This window comes from Actinosynnema sp. ALI-1.44 (genome assembly GCF_001984155.1).
In the GTDB taxonomy this organism is placed as follows: domain Bacteria; phylum Actinomycetota; class Actinomycetes; order Mycobacteriales; family Pseudonocardiaceae; genus Kibdelosporangium.
Map to the genome: position 1 here is coordinate 155,211 of NZ_MTQO01000043.1, position 17,809 is coordinate 173,019.

The following is a 17,809-nucleotide window of genomic DNA, read 5'->3' on the forward strand; positions in this document are numbered from 1 at the left end:
GCTGCGGGCATGTCTGAATGGTCACGTGTGGAACGCTAGAAAACGCCGACGGCACGATCTTGTCACTGTGACAAGGTCACCTGATCGGGTTACACGGGCAATCCAGCTCGATAGGCCATGCCCCGGAGTTCCCGCCCGACGGCGTCCCGTTTCGCCTTCACCAGCAGTTCGGCGAGGACCGATCGCATGAACGGGTGCCGTTGAATCCTCGCCGGTGATATCTGTTCGGCTCGGCGAAGCATCATTACCGCCTCATCCTGGCGACGGGGCAGACGGGCCAGTGCACGCCCGTATTCTCGCCAGTAGGCCGCGCGCCGGGTGGGTGAGGGCAGCGCGGCCGGATTCACGGTGGTCGCGATCTTGGCGGCTTCGGCATGTTCGCCTGCCTCCAACGCGACCGACATCTTCCACACGCCGACGTTGCTCGGGCCGAACCCGAACCACAACGCGTTGCCTTCGCCGGTGTGCTGGGCCAGGTCCGCTGCGTGTTCGAGTGCGGCCGCGCGCTCAGCCTGATCGCCCTTGGCCGCTGCCAGCAACGATGACGTCAACGCGAGCATGCCTGACACCTGCATTGCCTCGGATGTGTCTGTGCCCGGGTTCGGCGCGGACAGTGTGCGTTCGGCAAGGTCGAACGCGCCCGCGCCCATGAGCCCGAAGGACGTGCCGAAAGCGGTCACGGCCAAGGAGAGTTGGTCGTTGTCCAGTTGTTCGGCTGCTTGCTTGGCCAATGCCGCGGCCTGCCATCCGAGGTCCAGCGACGCGCCGACATCCATCAACCAAGCTTGCGTCCCCTGCACGTGGGTGAGCGCAAGTAACTTCAGCAACTCGCCCTTGTCGCGCCCGGTGTCCATGGTCGAATGCAGGTCCCGGATCAGCCCCGGCAGGCGCTCACCCACCGCTGCGTACTGGCAGTCACGCTGCGCCTTGAGCACGTCTTCGACCCGCTGCGTCAATGCCTCAACCGGGAGGATCTGCCCTTGCGGTTCGCCGACGCTGATCGCCAACAGAGCAACGCGCACACCGTCAAGCCAGCGATCCTCGGGGAGATCACCCGGCATCGCGCTACCGGTGATCTCACTGGGCGCGACTTCCAGCGCATCAGCGAGGCTCTTGATCAGTGATCGTCGGTCAAGCGCGCGTTGGCCGGACTCCAAACGGGAGAGATGAGACGCCGAAATCCCAGCGAGCCCGCCAATCACTTCGAGGGACTTCTTCCTGGCGAGACGAAGCTGCCGCAGTCGGCGGCCCATGTCGCTGACCGCGTCGTCTCCAGCTGTCATGACAGCACCTCATTCGCGGAGATATACCCCACAGGTTACCCGTTTGGCGGCTATCTGTGATGGTGTGATCAGGACCGGTGAGTCAGCGGTTTCCACGTGGCCACCCGACGGCCTCGCCGCCAAGCACTGCCGGAGATGACGCTACGAGTAGCCTTGCGGTCTTTTTCACGATCAATGTAATCACCGATGATCACACGATCGGGTTAGCGCCCAGTCTTGTCAGCAGTGATCGCAATTCGCGGTTACCCGCGTTGCGTTGTGCCGTCATGAACATGTCCAGCGCCGCTTCACGCACCAGTGTGTTCGTGCGAACTTGCTGGGGAGTGAGTTTCTCTGCCTTGAGGATGGCGCGCAGACCCTCTTCCCTGCTTCGCTTCTCCTGGAGCAGGCCGCGTCCGAGATCCATCCAGTAGGCACCCTGCCGGGACGTCGGTATGGCCTGCCAGGGAACATCCTTGGCGACCTCGGCGACTTGCGCACCCCAGCCCAACTCGACACCGATGCCGACATGCCAGATGCCCACGTTGGCGTGCCCGAAGTTCATGGTGGCCCCGCCCCATTGGCTGTTGGCGAGTCCGACCTTGTCGGCGATGTGTTTCGCTTCGCGCAGATGGGTTTTCGCAGTAGCCGCATCACCCTGCGACGCGGCGGCCAAGGCGGCGGTCAAGTGTCCCATTCCGCGAGACTCCAACCGGGCGTCAGTCATTTCCGCTGCGGCGACCGCCAGCGAATACTGGCGTTTACGCGACATCGACGAAACGAACTGCGCCCGAGTCCACGCCGAGACGCCGAGCCAGTCCGGCGCCTGCAGGGCTTCCGCTGCGGCCTGAACTCGTTCCGCCGCGACATAGCCGAGCTGCTTCGCTCCCCAACGAGAGGCCACGTTGCCTGCGGCGTGATACGCCGAGATCAGGCCAACGTAGGCATCCTTGCGGTGATCGTCGGTTGACGCGTGGATCAACAGGTCATGGATCAACGCGGGAAGGACATCCGCCTGTGCGTCGTAGTCCGATCCGGGGCGTAGCTTCTGATTCAGCAAAGTGAGATCGCGTCGGACGTTGACCCATTCACGTGCCGGGTAGTCGTCAGGTACTTCACCAGGCCACCATTCGGTCAGGACAGCCTCGACGGACAACAGTGCGGGGTTGGCGGCAGCGCTCGTCGGTGCGACTGGGTAGTGCTCTCGCGGGTCGAGATCTTCGGGCTGGACGCGCAATGCCCGCGCGATACCTTCCAGCCTCTGGCGGTCCTTGACCGCACGTTGCCCACGCTCAACCATGCTCAACCACGAGACCGACACCCCGGAAAGTCCTGCGACCTCGGCGAGCTTCATCTGGCGCCACTTCCGGAGCACACGAATCCGGTGGCCTATCTGCTCGGCCCTCTCGTGCATTGGACCCGCCCATCGTCCGTGTGCCCATCAGGCGGGCAACACCAGGTTCCACCTGTGGAATCGTCAGCCACGAGTGTACCGGCGTGGCTCGTTCGCCAGCCCGCTGCTGGTCGGCCGCGGAGAAACACCCACTGATCCAGTCGGAACCCGGAACTCGATGTCGCCCTCTCGGGCTTCGAGCCTGCTGGACTCAAGTCAGCAGGAAGCCCGGCCGGTGGACCATGGGCTCATTGGTGTCGGTTTGTAGCGTAGATGTAGTGCTCAGCCGTCAGGACCTGCAGATACACGATTCAGGTTTTGCACGCCATGCGAGCCCGCGCGTTTGCCATCCAGGTTGATCGCACCAACTGCGTCAATGCCATGACGCTGGCAGAGAACACCCTTCATCAGGCCCGTGGCAACGGTCGTGCGGACTGGATAGCGGTGTTTGACGAGGCGTCGTTGGCCAGCGAGGCCTCGCTATGCTTCATGCAGCTCGCCGAGTACTCGGAAGCGGAGCTTCGAGCGAGGGAAGTGGTACGGCTGAGGTCGGAAGATCGGGTACGCAGCCGCGCGTTCGGGCAACTGACCCTTGCCGGCGTTCTCCTGCGGGCCGGCCGTGTGGAGGAAGCCGCCGCACTCGGCCAGGAGATCTGCGTCATGACTCGCTCGTTGAGCTCCGCGCGAGTCACTCGACGGATCAACGACTTGGCTCTCGCGCTCCGGACCGCGTCCAACGGACCTGATGTCACCGGCTTCCTTGCGCTTGTCAATCCCGCTGTAGTCGAGGAAGAAAGTACTGTCGAGTGGCCGGTGTGACTGACGATTCCGACCGTTACGCGTACCTGGCCGAGGGAAACGCCAGACAGGCGCGCAAACGCGTCGCCGCGGACGTCCTGATCCGCGATACCGTAGGCCGTGTCCTGCTGGTGAACCCGACTTACAAGGAGCACTGGGACCTTCCTGGCGGGATGGCGGAAGCCAACGAGCCACCGCGTGAGGCGGCTGAGCGTGAGCTCATGGAGGAGCTCGGCCTGGCTGTCGATGTCGGGCGCGCGTTGGTCGTGGCATGGGTTCCACCGCATGACCCGTGGGACGATCAGCTCTTGTTCGTCTTCGATGGCGGAACTCTCACAGATCGGCAATGCGCTGATCTCCGAGTGATCGACCCCGAAATCAGCGAGTTCGAGTTCGTCGAACCGGCCGAAGCAGCCTCCTTGCTCCGCTCCGACCTGGCCGAACGACTCCGTCAGTCGCTGGACGCGTTGTCTGCTGGCGTGACGACGTATGTCGAGTAGCTCAGCGGGCAGCAGGTGTTTCAGGTCGACGACGTCGAGATCAGCCTGTGGTTTCCGGATTCCTGAGCCGAGTCGTGGCCACCAGGATGCGTGATCCGCCCCCGATCCGGGGCACAGCCGAGGCTTCGGCGATGAACTGCTCGCGCAGCCGCGTGACCTGCTCGTCGTCGAGCATTGCCATGTCGTAGTAGCTCGGCACGGCGGCTTCCCACATCTGTTCGGGCGTACCGTCGAGCTCAAGTGTGATCTCCTCGAAGGACACCGTGTCGAAACCGACCGGCGTCAGCAACTCGATGAGCCCTTCTCGGCTGCGTGCGCGGCGGTCGCCCATCCGCGGGAGGCGCCGGTCAGGCGGCAACGCCGTGAAGACCGGTCGTGCGAGCGACAGGAAAAGGTCGAGCCAGCCGCCCGGCACCACACCGGCGCCCACCGCGACCGCGAACCTGCCGCCGGGCTCCAACACCCGTGCCGCCTCGGCAATGACCTGCTCGACATCGGACATCAGCATCAACGCCATGTGAGACACGACTGCGTGGAACGAGTCGTCGGTGAACGGCAGTTGCTGTGCGCGTCCCAGGCGCAGGTCCGCGTCGAGCAGTTCGGGTCGCTCGCGCGCCAGAGCGAGTTCACTTTCCGACAGGTCCACTCCCGCCAGCCTGGTTGCTCCGTTGCGGGCAAGCAGCGCCAGTAGTGTGCCGTCGGCACATCCCAGGTCGAGTACACGGCTGGCCCCCGCGACATGACCGGCGAGGAATTCGTAACTCGTTCGCCCATCGGACGTGGGGTGCGCGAGAGTACCGCGTGCCATCGATCCAGGTATCCGGTCGTGGTACGTGCGCAGGAAGTCCTCGCTCGCATCCATGGTCATGACTCGCGCAGGCGTGCGGTGATGCGGTCGACGTCTGCGCGTTCTCCGGGCGGCAGAGGAGCGCCGACGGCCGCACGTGCGGCGGCGGCCTCAGCGAGTAGAGCGGTTGCCTTGTCGTGGCTCCCGGCCAGGGAGTGCGCGCCCGCGAGGCCTTCCCTGGCCAGTGCGATCGAGCGCGGATCACCGCTGGCTTCCGCGGTGGTCAGTGATTCCGTGTGCCAGGACAGTGCTTCGTCCGCGTTGCCCCGCAGTTCCGCGATGAATCCCATTTCCGCCGTGGCCAACGCTACTCCCGGCGCGTACCGCACCTGTTCGTGCCAGGACAGGATCTGCCGCAGCAGCGTTTCCGCCTCTGCCAGGTCACCCGTGCGGCGCGCGCCCAGTGCGAGGCCGAGGTCGGCGTGCACGATTCCGGCGTGGTAGCCGTGTTCCGCAGCGATGCGGCGGGCTTGCCTGTGGCGGGATTCGGCCAGGGGGTGGTTGCCGGACAACAGGTCGAGCCTGGCCAGGCCGGTCAGCTGGTCGGCGACGTCCAGCCAGAGTTCGTGCTTGTGGGCTTCCGCCAGGGCCGCTTCGCGCAACGAGACCGCCTTCGGGTAGTCGCCGGTGATCTCCGCCAGCGTCGCCAGGACGTGGGTCGCCTGCGAACGGCCCCACGCGTCACCGAGTTCCTCGAACACCGCCAGGGACTCGGTTGCCTCGTCGTCGGCTTCGGCGAGTTCGCCGCGCATGATGGACTGGAACGCCGTGACCGCCAGGTTCGCCGCTCGCAGCCAGGGATCCGCTGTGTCTACTGAGGACAGCCGGGTGGCGCTGGCGGCCAGGTCGCCACCGGTGACGAACAGGCAGACGCCGAGGAACCAGGCCGCGTCGGGATCCGACGTCGACCGGTCGGTCGCCGAGATCCGGGCCCGCTCATCCGTTCCGCCCCGGCGGAGCAGCGCGAACCCGGTCAGCCAGGCGGACACCGAGTCGCGCAGCGGGTGCTCACCGGGCAGGCAGAGGGCACGGCGCAGTTGACGTTCGGCCTCGCTCAGCCTGCCGCGCAGGAACCAGTACCAGACCAGCGCCCGAACCAGCCGCAGCGCGCTGTCGACATCGGTCGTGCTCACCGCTGTGTCCAACGCCTGGCTCAGGTTCGCCGACTCGCTGTCCAGGCGGGGCAACCACGTCTGCGCCGCCGCGTCACGCAGACGGGCCTGTTCGGCGAGAGCAAGGTAGTGGGCCAGGTGCCGGGCCTGCAGGTCCGCCACCTCATTCGCCTCGGTGAGACGGGCGCGGGCGTAGTCCCCGATGGACTCCAGCAGGCGGTAACGCGGCCCGTCGGCGATCACCACCAGGGACCGGTCGACCAGACGGGACAGCACGTCGAGCACGTCCCCGGCCGGGAGCAGCGCGTCGGCCGAGACCGCCTCCACTGCTGCCAGTGTGCTGCCCTCAGCGTGTACGGCCAAGCGGCGCAACAGGATCCGCTCGGGCTCGGTGAGCAGCTCCCAGCTCCAGTCGATCACCGCGCGCAGCGTGCGCTGGCGCGGCGGCGCGATCCTGGCACCCGTGGTGAGCACCCGGAACCGGTCGTCCATCCGGGACAGCAGCTCAGGCGGGCCGAGCAGCCGCAGCCGGGGCGCGGCCAGTTCCAGCGCCAGCGGCAGTCCGTCCAACCGGAGGCACAAGCTGGTCAGGACGTCTTGATCAGCCGTGCTCAGGTCGGCGCCCGCGGCCTCGGCTCGTGCGGTGAGCAGATGGACAGCGTCCGCCGGGGACAGCGGCGGCACGGCTTGGACCCGTTCCCCGGTGACTCCGAGCGGTTCCCGGCTGGTGGCGAGAACCCGCAGGTCAGGCGCTGAACGCAGCAAGTGCGCCACCAGGTCGGCGAGCGGGGTGAGCACGTGCTCGCAGTTGTCCAGCACCAGCAGCAGCCGTTGACCCCGCAACGCCGCCGCGAGGTGCCCGGCCAGCTCACCACCAGTTTCCTCACGGACATGCAGCACACGTGCCACCGACTCGGCGACATCAGCTGCCGTGGCCGCGGCGAGGTCGACCAGCCACACCCCGTCCGGGAACGGCGCCTCCTCAGCCACGGCGAGCGCCAGGCTGGTCTTGCCCACACCACCCGGCCCGGTCAACGTGACCAGCCGGTACCTCGTCAGGAGCGAGCGCGTCGCATCGACCGCGTCCGTGCGGCCGACCAGGGGAGTGAGCGCAGCGGGCAGGTTGGTACGGGGCCGTGCCGCGGCAACTCGCAGCCCTGGATCCTGGCGCAGCATCGACTCGTGCAGCGCTGTCAGCTCCGGGCCGGGGTCCGCGCCGAGTTCGTCCGCGAGCCGTTGCCGTAGCTCGGCATACCCGGCCAGCGCTTCCGCCTGCCGCCCGGCCAGGTACAGCGCACGCAGGTGTAGCGCACGCAACCGCTCACGCAACGGATGCCGTTCGGCCAGGTCGCTCAGCCCAGCGAGCGCCGCGTTGACCTCGCCCAGCGTCAGCCGTGTTTCCGCGAGTAGCTCCTCGGCCGCCAGCCGCTGCTCCTCCAGCCGGAGGACGGCCGGACGGGCGTAGTCCTCGTCGGCGAACTCGGCGAACGCCTGTCCACGCCACAACCCCAACGCCGAGGTCAGCATGCCCACCCGGACTCGCGGCGGCGCCCCGGCAGCGGCAGCCAGCAGGCCGACGAACTCAGCCGCGTCGGAACCGGCATCCAGCCGATATCCCGCTGGGCCTGATTCGACCAGGTCAGGCCCGATCGCCCGGCGCAGCCGGGACACCTTGGTCTGCAACGCGCCCAGCGGGTTCGAGGGCAGGTCGTCGCCCCAGAGATCCAGCACCAGCCGATCCGGTGACACCACGGCACCCTCGCGGGCAAGCAGCGCGGCCAGCAAAGCCCGGACCTTCGCCTCCGGCACTGGCACCTGGTCACCGGCCGTCGTCCACACGGCCAACGGACCGAGCACCCCGAATCGCACGGGACAACCGTACCCGCTGTCGGCCGACCGCCAGTGAACCGAAAGCGCAGGCAGGCACCTTGATCACATGACGAACGACAAGACACCAGTCAGCGTGATCGGCGTCGGCAGGCTCGGCGCCGCACTCGCCGCGGCGTTCCTCGCGAACGGCCACCCGACCACCGTGTGGAACCGCAGCCCGGAGAAGGCCGCGCCGCTGGCGGCCAAGGGCGCGACGGTCGCCGGATCAGTGGCGGAGGCGGTGGCCGCCAGCCCCCTGGTGCTGACCGTGGTGCTCGACCATGCCGCAGCTCGCGCACTGCTTGAACCGGCGGTCGGCGATCTGCGCGGGCGGACCCTGCTCAACGTCAGCTCCAGCACCCCCGACGACATCCGGAAACTGGCCGAATGGGTGACCGGTCACGGCGCGGACTACCTGGACGCGGCGGTGATGGCCGTCCCCCAAGCCATCGGCACGCTGGACGCCCAGGTCCTCTACAGCGGCTCGGCGAAAGCCTTCGAGCGCTACGGCACCGAACTGGAAATCCTCGGCACCACCCGTTACCTCGCCGCCGACCCGGGAGTGGCGGAACTGTTCAGCATGGGCCTGCTCAGCGCGGCCTACGGCACCCTGTTCGGTTACATGCACGGCGCGGCCCTGCTGGACTCGGCGAACGTGAAGCCGACCGAGTTCCTCGGCCTGGCGGTGCAGTGGCTCAACGGGATGCTGGCGTTCCTGCCCGCGCTGTCCAAGGAGATCGAGGCGAAGGACTACACGGGCGGCGACTCCAGCCTGGAGATCAACCTGCACGCCCTGCGGTACATCGAAACCGCGAGCCACGACGCGGGCGTGGACCCGGGCTTCGTCCTGCCCACACTGAAGCTGGTGCGCAGGCGCCTCGAGGTCGCGAAACCGACGCACAGCGTGGCGGGCGTGTTCGAGACCATGCTGGGCAGGTCCTGACCGGCGTCACGGTCCAGGGCGGGTGGTGTGGACCTCGGCGAGGTCGTCGGCGGTGACCAGGCGGTATTCGGCGATGCGTTTGCCGATCGCGAACCGCGGGTTCTGGATGCGGCCGTCACGCGCCTCGGAGTAGGGGTCGGCCAGTTCGCCGAACACCACACGGGAGATGGTGCGGATCGCGTCGTCGACGCGCTGCGGGCGGTCGAGATTCCACGCGTTGCCCGCACGCCACGCGCGGATGCGTTCGTAGATCAGGCGGTTGGTCGGCGGGAACGGCGAGTCGTCGTTCCCGGCCAGCCACGGCTCGGCCAGCGCCAGCGCGACGTACCACTCCTTGGAGTACCTCGCCAGCTGTCCCTTGCGGATGTGCGGCTTGTGCTCGGTGTCCCGGCCCGGGGTGACCGACTCGTCCGCGCTCGCTCCCCGTGCGGTGATGGCGAACGTCAGCGGCAAGTCGGCGTACAGGTCCTGGCCGACTTGCTTGCCCGCCAGCACGACGAGTTCGTTCTTGCCGAGGTCGAGCATCGCGGACATGCCACGTACGAGCGTCACCCGGCGCGCCCCGCCCGGTGCGTCCAGCAGGCTGGACAGCCGGCCTTCGCCCGCGCCCAGCCAGCGCAGCATCGCGGCTTCCCGGCCGACCACGAGCTCCGCGAGCAGACCGGAGACGTGCGGAGCACACCCCGGCAGCCGCAGCGCGACACGGCCGGGCCGCTGGGGACCGCCGTGCGGGTCGCGTCCGAACACCAGGCGTTCACCGGAATCGACGCGTACGGGATGCAGATCGCTCCCACGCACCGTGGCTTGCAGCATCCCGCCCCTCGTAGACCAAACGTCTTGCCGAGGGTCGAGGATACGTCAGCCGCAGCCGGTGCCGCCCAGGTCGTCCGGTGCCGCGTCGGCGAGGCTCGCGCACACCTGGCGGTTGGCTTCCGCCGGGTCCAGGCGCCACACCGCGACGTTGGTGTCCGTGCCGCCGCTGGCCAGCCGCGTTCCGTCCGGGGAGAACGCGATGTCGTTGAGCGGGCCGAGGTGGGCGTTGAGGTCCGCCACGAGACCGTGACCCGCGAGGTCCCACAGCCTGACCGTGGAGTCCTCGGCGGTCACCGACGCGAGCGTGCGGCCGTCGGGTGAGATCGCGATCCGCCGCACCATGGACGGGTGCTGGCCGAACTCCTTGCGGATCGCACCGGTGTCGGGGTCACGGATCTGGATCAGACCGCTGATACCGGCGGTGATCAGGGATTTGCCGTCCGGTGTGTAGGCGACGGTGTTGAGTGTGTCGTCACCGAGTGGCTTGCGGGTTTCGCCGGTGAAGTCGGGCGTACGCCACGTCACCATGCTCGCCGCTGTGCTGCCGTCCGGATCGGTGCCGGTGACTCCGGCGCCCGCGGAACTGGTCAACGCGAGCAGCCGGTCACCGCCGGGCGAGAAAGTCAGGTCCAGCGGCCAATGTTTGCCCATGTCCAGTGTGGTGCGCTCGGTGAGGGTCTCGGTGTCCCAGACGGTGATCTTGTAGTCCTGCACCGCGCCAGGCGGCTGGTGTGTGGCGGCGAGCCACCGCCCGTCCGGTGACACCGTCATGGCGCCCCGGCCGACGAACACCCGGCCCGGCAGGGAAACCGTGCGCGGTTTCGTGCCGCGTTCCGGCGAGGTCACGGTGAAGGTGGCGTTGCCCGCACCGGTGATCCGCCTGCCGTCCGGCGTGTAGGCGATCGCGAGGACACCACCGCTTTGCTCCGTTGTCCCGCTGACCCGCGTACCGGAGTCAGCGTTCCACGTGTACAACCCGCTCTCGGCGTCACCAGCCGTGACCTCCTTGCCGTCCGGGCGGAACGCCAGGCTCATCACGGAGGCACGGGGATCGGTGTACCAGTTCGTGTTGGTGTGCCAGCGCTGTACGGTGCCGTCGCTGTTCGCGGCGACCCGCGTCCGGCCGTCCTTGGTGACGGCGATCGCGACGACGCTCAGGCCTGTCGTGGTGCCTGTACGCGGGCCTTGTGGCAGGTTGCGGAGGAACGTGCCGTCGGCGGGATCCCACGTCGTGATCGAGTTCAGGTCGCTGTTGGTGTACAACGTCATACCGTCCGGCGCGAACATCAACGCGCTCGGTCCCGCGGCGCCTGCCGAGCCTTCGTGGATCCGGACATCGCGGAACGTCCGGACGGACGCGCCGGTCCGCGGATCCCACAACCGGATCGTGTTGTCCAGCACGCTGGAACTGGCCAGCAGCTCACCCGAGAACGCCACCTGGACGGGCATGAGCCCGTTGGGGCCGCGTTTGGTCGTGGCGTCGGCGTGCTCGGTGCGACGGCTGACCTGAGTCGCCGTGGCCGTGTCCCACAATTCGACGCTGCCGTCACCGCGGCCGATGGCCAGCCGGTCGCCGGTCGTGCTGTAGGAGATGCTGGACGGGTTGACGACGCCCTTGGCCAGTGGCCTGAGCAGCTTGCCTGTCCTGGGATCCCACTCGGCGACGCCCCGCGTGTCGTCCTGGTGCAGCGACAGGGCGGCGATCGCCTTCCCGTCCGGCCGCCAGGCGAGTTGCCCGATCGCGGGCAGGTCACCGGTCAGCCGGGCCACCTGCTTGCCGGAGGCCACGTCCCAGGTTCGCACCGAACTGCTGCCGACGTCGCCGTCTCGGTCGATGTCCGAAGTGGCCAGCAGCTTCCCGTCGGGCGAGAAGCGCACCACCGAGACGAACCCCCGCACGGTGATGCCGGTGTCCACGGCCTTGCGGGCCCTGGTGTCCCACAGGACGAACTTGCCGTCGCCCGAGCCGATCGCGATCAGCCCGCCGTCCGGGCTGACGTCCACCGTGGACACGTTGGACAGTCCGGACGAGAACGCGGACGGGTACGTGATCAGCGGCGCGGACAGCAACGCACCGCGTGCCTCCGTGGTGGGATTGGCGTGCCAGCCCTCGACCGCCTTGCGCAGGGCGCCGACGGGATTGACCTCGGCCTCGGCGCGGGACTCGGCCGCCTTCTGCCGCGACAACGCGTCCTGGCGGCCCTGCTCGGCCTCGTTGCGCGCGATCAGGGCCAGCGCGCCCGCGACGAGCGCGGCGACGAGCAGGACAGCCAGCCCCGCCGACAGGCCCTGCAGCCGCCGGGTCCGGCGACGCCGTTCCCGGTCACTGGCACGCAAGAACATGCGCTCGTCAGGCGTGAGGTCGGTTCGCCCTGCCGCCCATTCCGTCGCGGCGGCGAGCCGTGCGCCGCGGTAGACGTCGGACCGGTCCCGGCCGCTGGTCTGCCAACCGGCGACAGCAACCCCGAGCTGCTGGCGCACGAGCAGGCCCTGCCTGTCCTCGGCCACCCACTCGCGTAATCGCGGCCACGCGGTCAGCAGCGCGTCGTGGGCCAGTTGGACGTGGTCACGGTCGATCGTGACGAGCCGTGCGGCGACAAGGCTCTCCACGACACGGTTGGGCACCTCCGCGCGGCGCGCCCAGCGCCGGGCGATGCCGCCGCCGTCCAGCAGAGTGACCATCCGCAGCACCGCGGCGCGCAGTGCGTGCCGGTCGTATTCGTTGAGCCGCGCGTACATGCTGTCCGCGGTCAACGCCACAGCGCGGTCGACGCCGCCGGTCTGCTGGTAGCCCGCGAGCGTCAACCGGTTGCCCTGCCTGTTGCGCCAGGTTTCCCGCAGTGCGTGGGCGAGCCGTGGCAACGCGCCGAGATCGTCGCCCGCGCCGACGTCGGTGATCAGCCGGTCGACGAGGCCGGGCTCCAGCTCCAGTCCCGCGGCCTCGGCGGGACCGGTGACCACGCGCGCCAGTTCCTTTGCGGTCATCGGCCCCAGCACGAACGGCGCGTCCAGTGACGGCTTCAGAGCCTCGAGTGAGATGAAGTGCTCCACGAAATCGGCCCGCGTCGCGACGACGACCCGTGCCGGCCACGCGTGGGCGAGGGCGGTCACGAACGCCTCCCGCTCACGGGGATCAGCGCACTGCGTGAACAACTCCTCGGCTTGGTCGACCACGATCAGCATCGGCGCGTCCGCGTGGGCGACAGCCGCTCGGCACATCGCGCCGAACGACGCTGGCTGCTCGTAGATCTGCCAGGCCAGGCGGTTCGGGTCGGCACGCAGGAACGGCGCCAGGCGCGCGGCCAGCGTGCCGATCGGCCGTTCACCGGGAGTCATGGCGAGCTGCGGCGCCGCGTTGCCCGCGTGCGCCGCGAGCAGACCGGCCCGCAGCAGGGACGATTTGCCCGCGCCTGACGCACCGACCACCATCAGCGGCCCGGAGGCGGCCCGCTGCCGGGACAACCGGGCGAACAGGTCCCGCGTGGACTGTTCCCGGCCGAAGAACCACTGGCCGTCACCGGTGTCGAAGCTCCGCAGACCCGGGTACGGGCAGTGGTCGGTGATCACGTCGGTGGTGTCCCGGCCACCCGTGTCCACGGTGCCGACAGCGGGCGCTGGTGCGGTGCTGTCCCGCGTGTCGCCGACGGCGGCCAGCAGCCGCACGAAGTAGGCCTGGCCGTGGTCGTCGGTGCTCGGCAGGTCCGGCGGCGCGCTCGCGGGCGCCTCGGTGAGGACCGCCGCCGCCGCGGCCATCAACTCGCCCGCGCTCGGGTAGCGGCGGCGCGGATCCTTGTCCATTCCGGTCTGGATGACCAGGTCGATCGCGGGCGGGATCCAGCGGTCGAACAGCGACGCCGCCGGTGGCGGGTCGTTGAGCTGCGCGGTGAGCTTGCCGACCGAGTCGGCCGCCGGGAAGGGAACCCGCCCGGTCAGGCACTGGAACAGCACGCACGCCAACGAATACACGTCCGAGGCAGGCCCCGCCTCGCGCTCGGTCAGGCGTTCCGGCGCCATGTAGTCGAGCGTGCCGACGGCTTCGCCGGTCGCGGTCAGCCGGGTGACATCCGGCGTGTGCAGCCGGGCGATGCCGAAGTCGGCGAGGTAGGCGGTACCGTCGGCGTCCAGCAGGATGTTGGCGGGCTTGACATCCCTGTGCAGCACGGAGTTCGTGTGCGCGGCGTCGAGCGCGCTGCCCACCTGGGCGAGGACCTCGACGGTCCGTTCCGCGGCCAACGGGCCGTCAGCCAGCAGACGCTTGAGGTCCGGCCCGTCGATCAGCCGCATGTCCAGGTACAGCCGCCCGTCGATCTCGCCGTGCGCGTGCACCGGCACGACGTGCGGCGCGCGCAACTGCTCGGCGATCCTGGCCTCGCGCCGGAACCGGTTCTCGAACTCCCGGCCGGCCAGCAGCGGCAGGCGTTTCAGCGCCACGTGCCGCTCGTGCACGGTGTCGAAGGCGCGGTGCACCTCGCCCATGCCGCCACGGCCCAGCAGCTCCTCGATCCGGTACGGCCCGAAGAGCTCCGGCGCCGTGTCCACCACGACCGTGTCGGTCACTAGTGCACCCTCTTCCGTGCGGGCCCTCCGAGGGGGCTTGTCATGACAGTTCCGCCTCCCCGACATTTCGACGCTTGGTCACCTTGGGCTGGCACCGTTCAGTTCGGTGCGTACCGGTGGCTGGTTCGCGCCACGTTCCCCTGAGGTGCGGTTGGCTGCCACGTGGCCTGCGTTGGGCCTGGGGCCCTCCCAGTCGTTGCGCGGCAACCCTATTGCACGGCGACAGACGGGGAACGCCTACCTGCATTTGGTGAGCAAGTCACGGGCGGCGGCGGTCCGCTGCTCGTCGGCGAGACCGTCCCACAGGTAGTGCTGCATCGCCTTCACGCAGCTGGACATGGTCGCGTTGCTCGCCTTCAGCCTGGTGTTGCGCTCGTCGGCCTGCTTGCGCGCGGCCTCCGCCGACGCCAGCCTGCCGTCCATCTCGGTGAGTTCCTGTTGCCGGTTGTCAAGCCGCGCAACGGTATCGATGTGATCGTTCGACGCCATCAGGAACAGTGTCACGAAAACGCCGGTCGACACCAGCAACAACGACGCCAGCACGATCAGTGTGGTCACCGCCGTACGGCTGTTGCGGACGGGCGCAGGTGGCGGCACGAGCGGTGGCTGGAAAGCCGGGGCGGGGCCGTAGGGGTTGGAGTTCATTTCGTATCTCAACGTGTTCACGACGTCACCTCCGGCAGTGGATGAAGGCCTTGGCCATCGCGGCCTCGAACGCCGTCTTGTCCGACCGTTGCGCGGCGGCGACGGAGTTCCTGGCGGCGTCGGAACACGAGCGCAGCTTGGTGTTCGTGGTGTTCAGCTGTGTCCGCTCGGTGTCCAGGTCCGCCACCGCGGACTTGGCTCTCGCCAGTCGCGTGGTCCGGTCGGCCAGCGAGACCTCGCTCGTGCCGATCTGGTCCGACACCTTGCCGATGTCCGTCTGCTTCTGCACGTAGAGCACGACGAACAACGCTGTCGCGGCTACCAGTACTCCCACTGCGACCGCGAGGAACACGACTGTCCCGCGGCGCCCGGTTCGATGCTCCAAGGCTTCCTCCCCGTCCTGTGAACTCGGACTGGGACACTGTGGCTGTCGGCGGGCGCCGCGCGTAAGAGGAATGTTCCGGTGTCCACCCTGGCGCGGATCCAGTGTGCGGTCGACCGACTGGGCGACACCGGTGACCGGGCACGAAAATTCGGCGTGTCGTCTGCTGGTGAATCCAGCACACAACACGCCGATGGGGGAACGGGCTATGCCGTTGTCGAGACAAACGTGATCGAGCGCAACGTCGCTATGGTGTTCATGGGGTGATCAGAGGATGCTGATCGAATCCATCTGCACCCCTCCGGGGTGGTTCGGGAATTCGTACGTGGTCCACTTGCCCACTGCCGAACTCGGCTGCCAACGCCCATCGCCGTGCCACTGGACGGTGTTGTTCCCCGTCCAGAACCTGACGAGCCACCCTGGCCTGCCCCACTTGTCGCGCATGTTCACCGTGCCGGCGTTGGCGAAACAATAGGTGACGTTGGGGCCGCTGGCCCAATGCACGGAAACCCAGAGAAAATCATTGTTGTTCGCGCAGTTCACCTCGTTCATCGCGAACGCTGTGCCGGCCGGGACTACGCCGACCATGGCGATACTGGCCACCAGTGCCAGTGCCACTCTCTTGACAGTGCGGACCACCTAAGCCTCCATAGTTGAACCTGTGGAGCGTATCGGACTGGTTTCAGCGACGTGTCGCGAACCAGAGCCTAGTGACCGTGGCGGTGACTATCCGAAAAACTGTCCATCCGCGCAACAATGCTGCGCCCAAACTCCTCTCCGTTCATGACCCCAGGTGAAACTTGAACACGATGAAAGTCAGCTCTCGGCTCGGTACTGGTGGATCAGCGCCGCGGCCATCGCCCCCTCACCCACCCCCGACGCGATCCGTTTGATCGAGTTCGCCCTGGCGTCCCCGGCCGCGAAGACCCCGGGAATGCTCGTCTCCAGCGGGAGGGGGTGGCGTTGCAGGTCCCATCCCGCCGGGAGCACGTTGCCGGGGTACGTGTCGGGCCCGGTCAGCAGGAAGCCGTTGCTGTCACGCATCACGGCACCGTCCAGCCACTGCGTACGCGGAGTCGCGCCGATGAAGGTGAAGAGGAACTCGGCCGGCTCGGTGGTGAACTGGTCGGTCAGCACGTTGTGCAGCGTCACGCACGCCAGCCTGTCGCCGCCTTCGGCCGCCACCAGCCGGGTGTTCAACCGCACCCTGATGTTCGGGTGCCGTTCGATCTCGTCGATCAGGTACTGCGACATGCTTCGCTGCAAACTGTCCGCGCGTACCAGCATCGTCACCCGGGACGCGTGCTGTGCGAAGTGCATCGCGGCTTGGCCCGCCGAGTTCGCGCCGCCGACGATCCACACGTGCTGGTCCACGCAGGACGTCGTTTCCGCCGCCGTCGCGCCGTAGTAGATCCCCGCGCCCTCGAACTGCTCGGCGCCGTGCGCGTCCAGTCGCCGATACGACAGACCGGTCGACAGCAACACGCACCCGGCGCTCACCTCGCGGCCGTCCGACAGGGCAAGCACCCTGGCCCGCCCCGCGCGACGCAAGGACACCGCGGCGACCGGTGACAAGATGTCCGTGCCGAACCTGCGGGCCTGGGCCACCGCGCGCCGGGTCAGCTCGGCACCGCTGACGCCCGCGGGGAACCCGAGGTAGTTCTCGATCCGGCTCGACGTCCCGGCCTGCCCGCCGGGCACGTACGCGTCGAGCAGCAACGTCGAAAGGCCCTCCGACGAGCTGTACACCGCTGTCGCCAGCCCCGTGGGTCCGCCACCGACGATCGCCACGTCGTAGTGCGGCCGGGACGTGGACACCGTCAGCCCGAGCGCGTCCACCAGTTCCTCGTAGCTCGGCTGGGTCAGCACGGTCCCGTCGGGCATCAGCACCACCGGCAGGTCGGCCGGGTCCACCCCGTCCAGTTCGGGCATCGCCACGCGGCTCACGTCCATGAACCGGAACGGTTGCTGCAGCCGGGTCAGGAAGTCCCGCACCCGGTGGGTCGCCGGGGCGAACCTGTGGCCCGCGATGCGGATGCCGCCGTAGGGCGGTTGGTACGAGGCCTGCCAGTCCGACAGCAGGTCGTCGACCACCGGGTACAACCGCTCCTCCGGCGGCTCCCACGGTTTGACCAGGTAGTGGTGCAGGCGGACGCGGTTGATCGCGTCGATCGCCACTGCCGTGTCGGCGTACGCGGTCAGCAGAACCCTGCGTGCCAGGGGGAAGCGGTCGAGTGAGTGGTCGAGGAACTGGATGCCGGTCATCTCCGGCATCCGCTGGTCGACCAGCAGCAGTGCCGGTTCCTCGCCGCGGTCACGCAGCTTGTCCAGTATCCGCAGCCCCTCGGCCGCCGAGGTGGACGCCAGCACACGGTACTTGTCCTGGTAGGCCCGGCTCAGGTCGCGGCGGATCGCCCGGAGCACGTGCGGGTCGTCGTCTACCGCCAGCATGGTCGGCCGGTGGGATTCGGGCATGATGACTCCGATGCCTTGACGCGATTGTCCGCGGGAACGCGGCACCAGGAGATTGTGCTTCTCGTGCACGCTGTTTCGCCGGGCCACGTGACGTAGTGCCCGGGTGATCTACTGGTGTTCCGGCAGTTCGGCCCGGCCTACTTGACGGAGTATGGCATTCACGCCGGGTGTCGCCTTGGTGACTTGTCGGAGTAGGGCGAAACAGCGTCGGTT

At 68.3% G+C, this 17,809-nt stretch carries 14 protein-coding genes; 4 read left to right on the top strand and 10 right to left on the bottom strand.

Annotated elements, in window-relative coordinates:
* Positions 1-89: 89 nt before the first annotated feature.
* Entirely contained in the window at positions 90-1,283 is a 1,194-nt protein-coding gene (locus ALI144C_RS17915) for a helix-turn-helix domain-containing protein (protein ID WP_083753133.1), read from the bottom strand.
* A 190-nt stretch (positions 1,284-1,473) separates the two neighbouring features.
* A complete protein-coding gene (locus ALI144C_RS17920) occupies positions 1,474-2,676 on the bottom strand; it encodes a helix-turn-helix domain-containing protein (protein ID WP_076988248.1) in 1,203 nt (400 codons plus the stop codon).
* Positions 2,677-2,982: 306 nt separating this feature from the next.
* Here ALI144C_RS17920 and ALI144C_RS17925 point away from each other — a divergent pair, with 306 nt between their 5' ends.
* Both ALI144C_RS17925 and ALI144C_RS17930 read left to right on the top strand, forming a co-directional pair.
* Complete coding sequence (locus ALI144C_RS17925) at positions 2,983-3,474, top strand: hypothetical protein (protein WP_076988249.1); 492 nt, start codon at positions 2,983-2,985, stop codon at positions 3,472-3,474.
* Positions 3,471-3,953 carry an NUDIX domain-containing protein gene (locus ALI144C_RS17930; RefSeq protein ID WP_237774197.1) on the top strand — a complete coding sequence of 161 codons (483 nt, stop codon included), beginning with the start codon at positions 3,471-3,473 and terminating at the stop codon, positions 3,951-3,953. Before ALI144C_RS17925 ends, ALI144C_RS17930 begins: the two co-directional genes overlap by 4 nt.
* Before the next feature lie 40 nt (positions 3,954-3,993).
* On the opposite strand, the gene ALI144C_RS17935 is transcribed toward ALI144C_RS17930, so the two are convergent.
* Both ALI144C_RS17935 and ALI144C_RS17940 read right to left on the bottom strand, forming a co-directional pair.
* The gene (locus ALI144C_RS17935) at positions 3,994-4,821 is read right to left on the bottom strand and encodes a class I SAM-dependent methyltransferase (protein ID WP_076988251.1); all 828 of its coding nucleotides are present in this window, start codon (positions 4,819-4,821) and stop codon (positions 3,994-3,996) included.
* Positions 4,818-7,781 (bottom strand): ATP-binding protein, encoded by a 2,964-nt coding sequence (locus ALI144C_RS17940; protein WP_076988252.1) that lies wholly within the window; start codon positions 7,779-7,781, stop codon positions 4,818-4,820. The genes ALI144C_RS17935 and ALI144C_RS17940 overlap by 4 nt, the downstream gene beginning before the upstream one ends.
* Before the next feature lie 67 nt (positions 7,782-7,848).
* On the opposite strand from ALI144C_RS17940, the gene ALI144C_RS17945 reads away from it, so the two are divergent.
* Positions 7,849-8,724, top strand: a complete 876-nt coding sequence (locus ALI144C_RS17945; protein ID WP_076988253.1) for an NAD(P)-dependent oxidoreductase — start codon at positions 7,849-7,851, stop codon at positions 8,722-8,724.
* A gap of 6 nt (positions 8,725-8,730) precedes the next feature.
* Here ALI144C_RS17945 and ALI144C_RS17950 read toward each other — a convergent pair whose 3' ends face one another.
* From ALI144C_RS17950 to ALI144C_RS17965, 4 genes are all read right to left on the bottom strand, one after another.
* Positions 8,731-9,537, bottom strand: coding sequence for a hypothetical protein (locus tag ALI144C_RS17950; protein WP_076988254.1), 807 nt, complete (start codon positions 9,535-9,537; stop codon positions 8,731-8,733).
* Positions 9,538-9,582: 45 nt separating this feature from the next.
* On the bottom strand, positions 9,583-14,094 hold the full coding sequence (locus ALI144C_RS17955; protein WP_076988255.1) for a WD40 repeat domain-containing serine/threonine protein kinase: 4,512 nt from the start codon (positions 14,092-14,094) through the stop codon (positions 9,583-9,585).
* A gap of 237 nt (positions 14,095-14,331) precedes the next feature.
* Entirely contained in the window at positions 14,332-14,760 is a 429-nt protein-coding gene (locus ALI144C_RS17960; RefSeq protein WP_143230703.1) for a hypothetical protein, read from the bottom strand.
* A 4-nt stretch (positions 14,761-14,764) separates the two neighbouring features.
* Positions 14,765-15,124 carry a hypothetical protein gene (locus ALI144C_RS17965; protein WP_143230704.1) on the bottom strand — a complete coding sequence of 120 codons (360 nt, stop codon included), beginning with the start codon at positions 15,122-15,124 and terminating at the stop codon, positions 14,765-14,767.
* A 78-nt stretch (positions 15,125-15,202) separates the two neighbouring features.
* Here ALI144C_RS17965 and ALI144C_RS17970 point away from each other — a divergent pair, with 78 nt between their 5' ends.
* Entirely contained in the window at positions 15,203-15,388 is a 186-nt protein-coding gene (locus ALI144C_RS17970; protein ID WP_076988258.1) for a hypothetical protein, read from the top strand.
* On the opposite strand, the gene ALI144C_RS17975 is transcribed toward ALI144C_RS17970, so the two are convergent.
* Together ALI144C_RS17975 and ALI144C_RS17980 are read right to left on the bottom strand one after the other, a co-directional pair.
* Positions 15,389-15,760 carry a hypothetical protein gene (locus ALI144C_RS17975; RefSeq protein ID WP_076988259.1) on the bottom strand — a complete coding sequence of 124 codons (372 nt, stop codon included), beginning with the start codon at positions 15,758-15,760 and terminating at the stop codon, positions 15,389-15,391.
* Between the two features lie 177 nt (positions 15,761-15,937).
* Complete coding sequence (locus ALI144C_RS17980) at positions 15,938-17,596, bottom strand: FAD-dependent oxidoreductase (RefSeq protein ID WP_076988260.1); 1,659 nt, start codon at positions 17,594-17,596, stop codon at positions 15,938-15,940.
* Positions 17,597-17,809 lie beyond the last annotated feature (213 nt).